This window comes from Limnospira sp. PMC 1279.21, from assembly GCF_032349615.1.
GTDB classification, from domain to species: domain Bacteria; phylum Cyanobacteriota; class Cyanobacteriia; order Cyanobacteriales; family Microcoleaceae; genus Limnospira; species Limnospira fusiformis.
The window spans coordinates 1-11674 of sequence record NZ_JARPLU010000046.1 but is presented as its reverse complement, the minus strand read 5'-3'; the positions used below and the strand labels follow the sequence as shown (position 1 = coordinate 11674).

Here is an 11674-nt window from a genome sequence, read left to right as displayed (position 1 = left end):
CGGTCAATTATCGGACCTCACCAGGATATTAATAAACCCGCCCTCCGGGTTCCGCAGTCAATTCTCGGACCTCACCAGGATATTAATAAACCCGCCCTCCGGGTTCCGCGGTCAATTATCGGACCTCACCAGGATATTAATAAACCCGCCCCGCTCGGCGTATTCCTCACTATAAGAGGCTCGAATCGGCTAAACAGAGGTAATACGCCGTGGGAGAAGCCCGCACCATAGTCTGGCATGGGTGGCGGGTGTACGTCACTTAATAGAATCACCCCCGATGGTGCATAGTTTGGCAGCTTTCTAGCTAGGATAACCCAATGACTCAACCCATTAAATTTGGTACTGATGGCTGGCGAGGCGTAATTGCTGATGATTTCACCTTTGAGCGAGTTAGGTTGGTGGCTCCGTTGGCCGCAATGGTGCTACAACAAACGTTTCCCGACACCGGCAATAAAACTATAATTGTTGGTTACGATCGCCGTTTTTTGGCGGAAGAGTTTGCTGGGGCAGCGGCCGCAGCCATTCAACAGGCGGGGTTTGATGTTAAACTTAGCAGCAGCTATGCACCAACTCCCGCTTTTAGTCTGGCAGCCTATCAACAGCAGGCTTTAGGGGCGATCGTGATTACCGCCAGCCATAATCCCGGTAAATATTTGGGACTCAAGGTGAAGGGCGGATTTGGTGGTTCAGTGAATCCTGATGTCACCCAAAAGATTGAAAGCCTTTTAGATAAGCCTCTTCCAGATGCCGAGATTCCTGGTAGTTTGGAATCCTTCGACCCTTGGCCGGGATATTGTGAAACTTTGAGATCCAAAGTCAATATGGCTGCTATTCATGAGGCGATCGCTTCTGGAAAGTTGACCGTGTTTGCTGATGTGATGCACGGTGCGGCAGCCGGAGGACTGGGGCGACTGATTGGCGATGGTGTACAGGAAATTAATAGCGATCGCGACCCGCTGTTTGGCGGCGGCGCACCGGAACCTTTACCCCGCTATTTGTCTGAACTGTTCCGACAGATTAAAAGCCATACCCCCAAAGCTAATGGAGTCACAGTCGGGCTAGTTTTTGATGGAGATAGCGATCGCATTGCAGCAGTAGACGGCCAGGGAAATTTCCTCAGTTCTCAGGTTCTAATTCCGATTCTGCTAGAACACCTATCAACCAGACGGGGATTTACTGGGGAAGTAATCAAAACCGTGAGTGGTTCTGACCTAATTCCTCGGATAGTAGAAATGTTTAACCTGCCATTGTACGAAACCCCCATTGGCTATAAATATATTGCTGATCGGATGTTATCCAATGCCGTACTAATTGGCGGTGAAGAGTCCGGAGGCATTGGTTATGGCAATCATATCCCCGAACGGGATGCACTCCTGTCAGCCCTTTATGTCCTAGAATCCGTCGTAGAGTCAGGGGAAGACCTGAGCCAAACTTATCACCGTCTACAGCAGCAGGTCAACTTCAGTTCAGCTTACGATCGCATTGATTTACCCTTAGCTAGTATGGATGTGCGTCAGAAGCTAGTCACTGAGTTAGAGAATAACCCTCTGACAGAAATCGCTGGCGTGAAAGTAGTCCATTGTCTGACTGTAGATGGTTACAAGTTCCGATTAGCCGATAATCGTTGGTTACTAATCCGCTTTAGTGGTACCGAACCAGTCTTGCGCCTTTACTGCGAGGCAGATAGTATGGAAACCGTAAAGCAAACCCTAAATTGGGCTAAGGATTGGGCGTTAAGCCATAATGCTTGACCTTGGACCTCATCTAATGATGCCAAGCTAGTTGGAACGTGCGTCAGTAGTTGATGGTTTCGGGTTTCCCGTTAATGACCTCAACCTGACGCACCCTAGTTAGATGCCAAATTGGCGATCGCGCCCCGTTATCTCTAATAACTGCCCAACAGTGCCTAATAGTCTGTCCTCTTGTCAAGTTAAGTGTACGATTGTGCCTTTCCTGTTTTAATGAATGAGTGGACAGTAAGCCTGAGAACAGAGTAAAGAGAAAAACATACATAATAGGGCCAGATTTGCTCTCATGCTTCAGATCGATTCAGAGGTTAATCGCGCTATGGGGAAACAAGACTATCAACCGAAACCCTCCGGTAATGATGACAGTAGACCACCAGAAGAGGTCTTAAATACAATCATTCAAGAGGTGGAGGCTTTCCACCGGAATTTTAGGGATCGGCTATCACAGGATGTCCTACGACTTCAGCAGGATAAAGATCGTCTGATCGCTGATATTGAAAGCCTCCAGCGAAAACATCAGCAGTTGCAATCACAACAATCAGAAACTTTATCCGAACGGGACCTAGCCAAACAACGGGTGTGGCTCAAGCAACTGGCGCAAATTTTAGCTAATAATTTGCAACGGGAACTGATTGCGCGTATTAATCAAATACGGGTTGAATCTGATCAACCTTTGCTGTCAGCGGAGACTGCTCCTATGCTGTCTGGGAGTTCAGAGGCTGCTGATTTAGCTCCCCAGGAGTTAGAAGCAGTTTTAGAAGGCAGTCTTAATCAGACTTTTCACGGTCTACAGCAGGAGTTAAATAGCTATCACAGCGATTTATCTCAGCGGTTGAGCAATATGCAAAGCCTGGAACAGCAGGTTGAGACCTTGCTAGAAACCGTCGTAAATCGGTTGCGACAGCAGTTGAATGCTACCGAAGATTTAACACCAGATTCACCCCGCGTTTTACCGCCAGGCTCCCGTGACAAGCGGGAACTTGAGATTACACATAAACCGCCTCAGACTCCTAGTCCCCCTTCTAGTGTGCAGGTGGGTTTGTTTTTGGCGCTCATGTCCGCCTTGGTACTGTCGCTGTTTAATGTCTGTTTGAGGATTCTTCTCAAAACCCCTGATACTCCCAAAGTCATGTTTGGGCTGTTTGAGATCGATGGGGTGATTACTCCGGGTTTGGGAAATTCTCTACTGATTCTGTTGCTGCGAATGGTCGTGGTAATGCTACTCATGCCCTTTTTGGCAACTTTTCTCTATCCGGCGGTTTGGACTGATATTCGCAGATTTCTGAACTCCGGAGACTCTAAACTTATTGTAACGGTTATCGGTAGCGGTTTCTTCCTGTTTTTGTCTCAGGTTTGTATCTATATTGCGATCGGTGAAATTCCCACAGGGATTGCCATTACCATCTTCTTTGTCTACCCGATTATCACCGTTTTGGCTTCCTGGGGACTTTTTGGCGATCGGCCTACTTTAATTAGAATAGGAGCAATGTTCACCATTTTAATTGGTGGTATTTTATCTCTACCTAACTTTTTTGGAGGAGCCGCAGGTAATACCGAAATTGGAGTTTTAGCAGCCTTGGGGGCGGGAATTGCCTTTGCTGGTTATGTACTACTCACCCAAATTGCTGCCGGAAAATTGCACCCAATTCCATTTAGTTTGGTCAATTTTGCTTCCATTTTTGTCTTTTGTTCTTTAAGTTTGATGTTCTTACCAGATAATCTCGGATTGGAAGTTAACCCCGATTTATGGAATCCCATTATCATCGGTGGGGCGATTTTAGGGGTACTAACCCTATTGAGTTATTTACTTAATAACTTCGCTATTCGTTCCGCCGGGGCTGCACTGGCTTCCATTATCGGCACTTCTGGACCTGCATTAACAGCTTTGCTGGCTTTTCTGATTATTGGTGAGGCTTTGAGCTTAAAGCAAATTTCAGGAATGGGTTTGGTAATTATCGGAGTGGGAAGTATGAGTGTCGAAAGGATGTTAGTTGCTAAACGCAAGGCTTAGTTATGAGTTACGGAACTGTCTTTGGCAGTTCCGATCCTCTATTTTTATTGAGATTTATAGATATCAACTTTTGAGTCCTATTTACACATGAGCAAACAGACCAGTAAGCCCTTTGAGAATTTTTTGAGTAATTCTCGTTTAGTTCGTTATTTGCTCCTGTTTGCTTTTGGTTGGGCGTTTATTCAATTTATTGCTTATTTTCAAACCATCATAATTGTTTTTGTCTTTGCCGCTATTTTTGCCTTTTTGCTCAATTATCCCGTGCAATGGCTACAGAAATATACCAGCCATACTGTCGCCGTTGTAGTCGTGTTTTTAACTAGCTTATTATTGCTCATAGGTTTAGTAGCAACTTTGGGCTTGGCTATAGTTTCCGAGTTGCAACAATTTGTCAGCCAAGCACCAGATTTATTGGATTCTTTTGTCAATCTTGTTGACCAAATAGAAACCTTGCTAAAAAATGCTAATATTCAGGTTGATTTAGATTTTTTACAAGAGGATTTAAAGCAGGAAGTCTCCAATTTATTTAGTTTTGGGACGGCGGCTGTTGGCAAAATTTTATCTGGTTTGGTGGAATTTATTATTATCTTAGTAGTCACATTTTTTATGCTACTTAATGGCGAGGAACTTTGGGCATCTTTTCAAAGTTTTTTCCCATCTAATATCGAGGATTTGACCTTATCTTTGAGAAATAACTTCTTGGGCTTTTTTAGGGGGCGATTAATTTTATCTGTTTTTTTTGGATTCTCTGCTTTTTTTGTCTATTTAATTCTACAAGCGCCCTATCCCCTATTTTTGGCGACTTTAGTGGGAGTTTTTGATTTAATTCCGGGGGTCGGTGCGACCATTGGAATTATTCTGTCAGCCATAATTGTTTTACCAAAGGGAATTTTAATTAGCTTACAAGTGATAGTTTATTGCGTTTTATTACAGCAGATTGAGGAAAATATTTTGATGCCTCGAATTATGCAAAATTCTGTTAATCTCAATCCGGTTATTATCTTTTTTGCTTTATTACTCGGTGCCAGAATAGCCGGATTTTTGGGCTTGTTTTTATCCATTCCTATTGCTGCTGTAATTGTGGGTTTTGTGAACATCAAAAATGCCGGGGTTAAGCAAATACCAGGCAAAAATGAACAGTAATTAATGGCATTAGTCCAAAAATGGTGATTCTGATAATAATTTAGCCGCCTGTTTCATGGTGTCAATTTCGGCATTAACCCAAGAGTGGGAGGTTTGACAATAGTGGGCAATTAGTAATCCCCATAATTGTTGATTTTTAACCACTGGAACCGCTAAATTTGCCTTAACTCTGATGCTTTTCAGAAAATCGCGGTGACAGGAGTCAATGTCAGCTTCATCAATATCTGAAATTGCCGATATTCTCCCTTCTAAATAGAGTCTAGCATATTGATCATTGAAACAATCATCAGCCCCAGTTGAGCCATAAATCGAATAGTCGATATAACGCAGTGATTCAAAGGTAACTTGTCCGCGCCACTGCTTATAAAAGTAGTATAAGACTATCCGATCGCTTTTCAGGTGTTTTCGTAACCCATTCAGGGTTTCCTGAATTAGGCGATCGCGATCTTCCACCTGTTGTAAACGTTCAACAAATTGTTGAAAGCGTGGATCACTGTTAGGATTAGGGTTGCTATTGGTTGAATCACCGAATATATTAGGGAAGTTCATCTCTTGTAATTAAGTTCAGAATACAACCATTGTCTCATTATAACACGGCAATACTAGCCACCAACCAACACAAATTTTAATACAAAAATGGCAGCTAAAACCCACATGGCAATAGTAGTTTCCGACCATTTACCCTGGAGAGTTTTCAGAATTGGATAAGCAATTAATCCAGCCGCCAAACCATCAGCAATAGAGTAGCTAAGAGGCATAATAAATAGGGTTAAAAATGCCGATATAGACTCAGCCGGGTCGTCCCAAGCAATTGACCGGACACTAGCCATCATCAACACTCCTACTATAATTAACGTGGGGGCGGTAGCAAAAGATGGAATCCCCGCCAGTAGGGGTATAAATAGCATCGAAAGTAAAAATAAAACCGCCACGGTAATGGCATTAAATCCACTGCGTCCCCCTTCGGAAATACCTGATGCTGATTCAATATAAGTTGTGACCGTTGAAGTGCCTAAAATTCCCCCTATTGTCGTGCCAACAGCATCCGCAATAAATGCCCTATTTGCCCTGGGAAGTTCGCCTTTTTCGTTGATATATCCGGTTTTCATCCCTAAGCCGGTTAAGGTGCCGACGGTATCGAATAAATCCACAAACAGAAACACAAATATAACCGTTATGAGTTGCCCAAAATTACCCTGTAATATTCCCCCTAAACCGACGAAGGCTTGACCAAATAAATCTCTGGGAAATTGTGGTAAACTCATGAAACCTTGCGGCCAGGGGGCAATGCCTAAAATCCACCCTAATAATGCCGTGGCGATAATACCCCATAATAAAGCCCCAGTAATGCGACGGACGACAAAAGCAGCAGTGATTAAAATGCCAATTAGGGTAATTAATACTGTGGGTTGGCTGAGGTCGCCTAGGGTGGTAACGGTAGCTTCGGATGAGATAATTAAACCTGTCTTGGTCAGGGCTATATAGGCGATAAATAGACCTATTCCGGCGGCGGTGGCGTGTTTAATACCGCTGGGAATGGCGGTGACAATTTGGGCGCGAATATTTCCGAAGGTGAGGGCGATAAAAATTAATCCCTCGATGAAAATTGCGCCTAGGGCGACTCGCCAGCTAATTCCTTGGCTGAGGACGACGGAAAAGGCAAAATAAGCGTTTAAACCCATTCCTGGGGCTAGGGCGAAGGGATAGTTAGCATATAGCCCCATAATTAGGGTAGCAATGGCGGCGGATAATGCGGTGGCGATCGCAATTTCTCCGAATAGGTCGCCAGGGGTTTCTAAAAAAATGGCATTGGAAAGAATATCGGGGTTAACCGCCAAAATATAAGCCATAGTCACAAAGGTCGTGACCCCTGAAACTATTTCGGTTCGCAGGTTAGTTTGGAGTGGCTGAAATTGGAAAAATTTAGATATGGCGTTTTCTTGAGATGGTGAATTTTCAGTCATGGAGATTAAAATATATGGCTATATAAGGATTAACTAATGCTGCTTGGTCTGGGCTAATTATTCAGTAATTGATAGGTATGGTGGCTACATCTAGCATATATATGATGCTTATAGCCAGAAATTTAATAATAATTTAATAATAATTTAGCAATTGCCTGGACTACGGGGACGGGGACAGCATTACCTAGTTGTTTTTTGGCAATACTGGGATTTTGATGTAACACAAACCAATCGGGAAAACCTTGTAATCTTGCTGTATCTCTGGGGGTGATTTCTTTGTATTTTTGGGGATGATAGATAGTCTTTATAAACTCTTGCTTATATCGTTGATGATTCTGACAATTAAAGTATTTAGTTGCTACAAATATTTTGGTTCCGGTCGCGGTGAGAGTGGCGATCGCTTCGGCGTGCGCGAGATAGATTTTGGCGACTCCGTTAATACCAGAAGATATTTTAGAATTCACAAATTCATAACCCCTATTTTCTACATATCTTAAAATTCGTTGGTCGATAAGTTGATTAAGCTCCGATTCTTGTAAATCATTAATTAACTGTTGTAATGCTGCTAAAGGAATGGGATTCCCGTCTTGGGGACCATAGATTTTTTTGCGCCTATTTTTCAGGATTATATCACAGATTTGTTTTTGGCGATCGCTCGTTTCGATTAAATCCCAAGAATGGATAGTTGTTTGTCCATTTCGCACGTCGGAAAACAGAAAAAAATCATTAAGTTCATCATTTTTTTGAAAGCGACCTCGGGCTGGGGGGATATGGTTGCCAAATAAAACCTGGGGCGAAAACTTTTTTTTGATCACTGGTTTTTGAGAGACTCCTTCCACAAAATCAAACAGTTTTGGATGTAGATTTAAAGGTGGGGGAAACTGGAAGTTTTTACCTTGATTAATGTCTCGACGTATTCCTACAATAAAAACGCGATCGCGGTCTTGTGGTAAGCCAAAATCTGAGGCATTAATTACCTGCCATTTTAGATGATAATTGGCGGCGGATAATTCCTCAAGAATACTCTCAAACTGTGGGCGGTGTCTGGGGTCAGTCAAACCTTTAACATTTTCGAGGATAAAAGCTAAGGGTTGATTCATTTTAATCACTCGAATAGTATCTAACCATAACTGACCTCTTGGGTCATCTAACCCCCGAAGTTTTCCCGCAATTGACCACGGTTGACAAGGAACTCCCCCCGTGATTAAATCGACCGTAAAGGGTAATTTATGAAGCGATCGCATATCTCCCAGGTTGGGTTCATCAAGATTAGCATCTCTGATAAAATTTTGTTTATATACTTGTATAGAATTCGCGGCAATTTCCGAATATCCCAAACATTTACCGCCCCAATTTTCTAAAGCAATGCGGAAGCCACCAATACCAGAGAATAGGTCAACAAAGGTAAATTTAGGTTGGCTAATTTCCAGATTAAATAAGTCTGTTTGCATTTATTTATCCCCAGATTCTGAGTTATGATAATCTAAATAATCATATCAAATCAGAGGTATACTATGGAAGTTAAAGCCGCCGTGGCTTGGTCAGCCGGAAAACCCCTCAGCCTAGAAACTGTCCATCTGGAAAGTCCAAAAGCCGGGGAAGTGTTAGTCGAAATTAAAGCTACAGGAATTTGTCATACTGATGCTTATACATTATCTGGTGCTGACCCAGAGGGATTATTTCCAGCCATTTTAGGACATGAAGGCGCGGGAATTGTAGTAGAAGTAGGACCCGATGTCAAAAGTCTTAAACCTGGTGATCATGTCATCCCGTTATATACTCCAGAATGTCGTCAGTGCGAGTATTGTCTTAGCATGAAAACCAACCTTTGTCAAGCTATTAGAGGAACCCAAGGAAAGGGATTAATGCCTGATGGTAGTAGCCGTTTTTCTAAAGATGGCAAAATGATTCATCATTATATGGGAACTTCTACATTTTCTAACTATACAGTTTTGCCAGAAATTGCGGTGGCAAAAATTCGGGAAGATGCGCCTTTTGAGAAAGTGTGCTATATCGGTTGTGGGGTAACAACGGGTATAGGCGCGGTCATTAATACGGCGAAAGTTGAACCGGGTTCTAAGGTGGTGGTTTTTGGTTTAGGGGGGATTGGCTTAAATGTAATACAAGGGGCAAAAATGGTGGGATCTGATATGATTGTCGGGGTTGATATTAACCCGCAAAAGCGAGAAATTGCCGAAAAATTTGGGATGACTCATTTTGTGAATCCCGCCGAAATTGAGGGTGATTTGGTGGCTTATTTGGTGGATTTAACCAAGGGTGGCGCTGACTATAGTTTTGAGTGTATTGGTAATGTTCAAGTTATGCGTCAGGCTTTAGAATGCTGTCATAAAGGTTGGGGGGTGAGTGTTATTATCGGGGTAGCATCAGCCGGACAGGAAATTAGTACCCGCCCGTTTCAGTTGGTGACAGGAAGGGTTTGGAAAGGGTCGGCTTTTGGTGGCGCAAGGGGTCGGACTGATGTGCCGAAAATTGTTGATTGGTATATGGAGGGTAAGATTAATATTGATGATTTAATTACTCATGTTTTGCCTTTTGAACAGATTAACGAAGGGTTTGATTTGATGCACCGAGGAGAGTCTATTCGCAGTGTGGTAATGTTTTAATACGAGGCTAAATCAATGACAAGTGTGAGATAATCCGAACCCACGCCTCGATCGCATTTCTCTGGTCTATGGGAATGAGTCAACCGCCTCACCCATAGAAAGGCGATCGCCACAACTGATAATCTTCGATTAACTTTACCCTTATATGTTACCCACTGATTTACTCAGCTATCGACAAAATGGAGAAACAATTATCCCTCTGAGATTACCAATTAATCAGGGAAATTTAGCGATCGCCTCCGAAATCATAGAACAATTTACCAACTGCGTCAACCATAGCCAAGGAGAATTAAACCGCCAACTCCAAGACTTAGAAGGAGATAGCCCCAACTATCGCATCAAACGAGGATTAGCCCACTTACTTAGGAGTGGTTTTTGTACTTTTGAAATCATCAGCCCTCTCGACCCCGAAAAATTACGAGAAAGGGTATTTTCCGCAGCCGCTAAATCGATACCTTCTCCTGATTCTACCGCGCAAACTTTAGAGGAATTATCCCTGAAATTAACCGCCGAATTAAAACGGGAAGTTTTCCCCTCCGAAATTCAAGTAGGACTATATGCAGATCTCCAAGAAAACCGGATTCTTACCCAGTTTGATACCCCCACCCCAGAAGCCTTAATTCACCGTTATAACTTGTCACAAGTACAGGGTATATTTTATCGTGCTAGTGAGATAAAAATCAACGCCTACCGTAACGACCCAGGAGAATATAAACTTTTGTTTCGGTACTTAAAATTATTTCAGTTAATGGCTTATATTGAAGGAGACGCAGACCATGGATTTACCATTACAGTAGACGGACCAACCAGCTTATTTAAAGCTAGTACACGCTATGGGTTAGCCTTAGCTAAAATGATACCAGCTTTACTCCATGTCACTAAATGGAGTCTACAGGCGACCCTACAACAGCGAGACCCTTATACTAAGGAAATTAAAAAGGGTCGTTACACCCTCAATTCTGACTGTCAATTAGTTAGCCACTATCCCCCAGGTAAAGCCTACGACAGCATGATTGAGGAGTCTTTTGCTGACCGTTGGAGTTCCCTAAAAACCGAGTGGCGACTAGAAAGGGAAGTAGATTTAATTCCCATTCCTGGTAGTGTGATGATTCCCGATTTTCGGTTAGTTCATCCTGATGGTAGAATGTTTCTGTTAGAAATAGTTGGTTATTGGCGATCGGAATATTTAAGAAAGAAATTCTCTCAAGTGCGGCAGTCTGAATGCGACTGTTTAATTTTAGCTATTTCTGAACGTTTAAACCTAGCCAAAGCGGGAGTTAAAATTAGTGAGATTCCCGCGCGTGTAGTTTGGTTTAAGGGTAAATTATCCCCGAAAGCAGTGTTAGAAGTCCTGTAGAGGCGGTTTTATATTTCTGTTTTTATATCATAAAACCGCCTTTAATTATTCCTAATAATCAACCATAAAGGTATTAATATGGCTGGAATTGGTGGGGTTAGATTGAGGTGGCGGTTCTGGATTATTGACAGGAAGATTATTTGGAGGTTTAGGGGAAGGTGGAACTGATAATTCAGTTACATCTTTTTCTAGTTCTCCTAGTTGGTCTTCAATCAATGCGAGTCGTTGTTCGATGATATGGCTCCGACTTTGTAAAACCTCCAATTCTTCAGTTAGGCGATTTTTTTCAACCGCTAGTAGATATGAATTTCGGTAAAGATTAGCCTGAGACTTCTGACGTGGAATGGCACTAAGTTTAGGTTGGATTTGGCGATGATATTTATATCTCATGGGTCTAAAATTTTGAGTGACAGGTAAGGTCGGACGAGAAGTCACCTTCTCGAACTCCTATTCAAAACCGTGCTTGATACTTTCGCATCACACGGCTCCTGATATGGATACCCTTTTTGTCAATAGGAACAGGGTTACGAACCCCTGCTTTCGTACTTCAACTTTTGGAGTTGTATGCACACGTAGTCTTTAAACTCGCTTTCGCCATTAGGCTCCTACTAATTGCAGTATCTATATCCATACCGCGACCTGTGGGCATATCCCAGCCATTACAGATGGGCATTGGCTTCTGGTCGCATCCTTCACCCTCCGAGACTTGCGCTTACACTTATCACTACTGCCTATGAGTAATATTGCTCACTTGTTTATAGGCAGAGTCTTGGAGGGGTTACAACGTTCCGATTATATGGGCATTCCATCGTTAGATTTGTCCTCAG

9 protein-coding genes and 1 pseudogene are annotated in these 11674 nt (G+C 42.8%); 6 read left to right on the top strand and 4 right to left on the bottom strand.

Translation table 11 applies throughout. From position 1 onward, the window contains the following. The 4 genes and pseudogenes from P5683_RS09440 to P5683_RS09425 form a co-directional block, all read left to right on the top strand. A pseudogene (locus P5683_RS09440) lies at positions 1-231 on the top strand (hypothetical protein); the annotation flags it as partial. Between the two features lie 86 nt (positions 232-317). Further along, on the top strand, positions 318-1751 hold the full coding sequence (locus tag P5683_RS09435) for a phosphoglucomutase/phosphomannomutase family protein (protein ID WP_006625750.1): 1434 nt from the start codon (positions 318-320) through the stop codon (positions 1749-1751). A 283-nt stretch (positions 1752-2034) separates the two neighbouring features. After that, positions 2035-3759 (top strand): DMT family transporter, encoded by a 1725-nt coding sequence (locus P5683_RS09430; protein WP_006625748.1) that lies wholly within the window; start codon positions 2035-2037, stop codon positions 3757-3759. Between the two features lie 87 nt (positions 3760-3846). Continuing rightward, positions 3847-4902, top strand: a complete 1056-nt coding sequence (locus tag P5683_RS09425) for an AI-2E family transporter (protein WP_006625747.1) — start codon at positions 3847-3849, stop codon at positions 4900-4902. A 9-nt stretch (positions 4903-4911) separates the two neighbouring features. Here the strand turns inward: P5683_RS09425 and P5683_RS09420 are convergent, their stop codons facing one another. The 3 genes from P5683_RS09420 to P5683_RS09410 all read right to left on the bottom strand — a co-directional run bounded on the left by P5683_RS09420 (position 4912) and on the right by P5683_RS09410 (position 8317). After that, a complete protein-coding gene (locus P5683_RS09420) occupies positions 4912-5451 on the bottom strand; it encodes a GAF domain-containing protein (RefSeq protein WP_006669157.1) in 540 nt (179 codons plus the stop codon). 53 nt (positions 5452-5504) lie between these two features. After that, on the bottom strand, positions 5505-6866 hold the full coding sequence (locus P5683_RS09415) for an NCS2 family permease (protein WP_006625745.1): 1362 nt from the start codon (positions 6864-6866) through the stop codon (positions 5505-5507). 122 nt (positions 6867-6988) lie between these two features. Beyond that, on the bottom strand, positions 6989-8317 hold the full coding sequence (locus P5683_RS09410; protein WP_046319760.1) for a DNA cytosine methyltransferase: 1329 nt from the start codon (positions 8315-8317) through the stop codon (positions 6989-6991). A gap of 63 nt (positions 8318-8380) precedes the next feature. Between P5683_RS09410 and P5683_RS09405 the strand changes: the two genes are divergently transcribed. Further along, the gene (locus P5683_RS09405) at positions 8381-9490 is read left to right on the top strand and encodes an S-(hydroxymethyl)glutathione dehydrogenase/class III alcohol dehydrogenase (RefSeq protein WP_315639726.1); all 1110 of its coding nucleotides are present in this window, start codon (positions 8381-8383) and stop codon (positions 9488-9490) included. 145 nt (positions 9491-9635) lie between these two features. Then, positions 9636-10847, top strand: a complete 1212-nt coding sequence (locus P5683_RS09400) for a DUF790 family protein (RefSeq protein ID WP_006625741.1) — start codon at positions 9636-9638, stop codon at positions 10845-10847. 51 nt (positions 10848-10898) lie between these two features. On the opposite strand, the gene P5683_RS09395 is transcribed toward P5683_RS09400, so the two are convergent. Then, positions 10899-11282, bottom strand: coding sequence for a hypothetical protein (locus P5683_RS09395; protein WP_006625740.1), 384 nt, complete (start codon positions 11280-11282; stop codon positions 10899-10901). Positions 11283-11674: the final 392 nt, after the last annotated feature.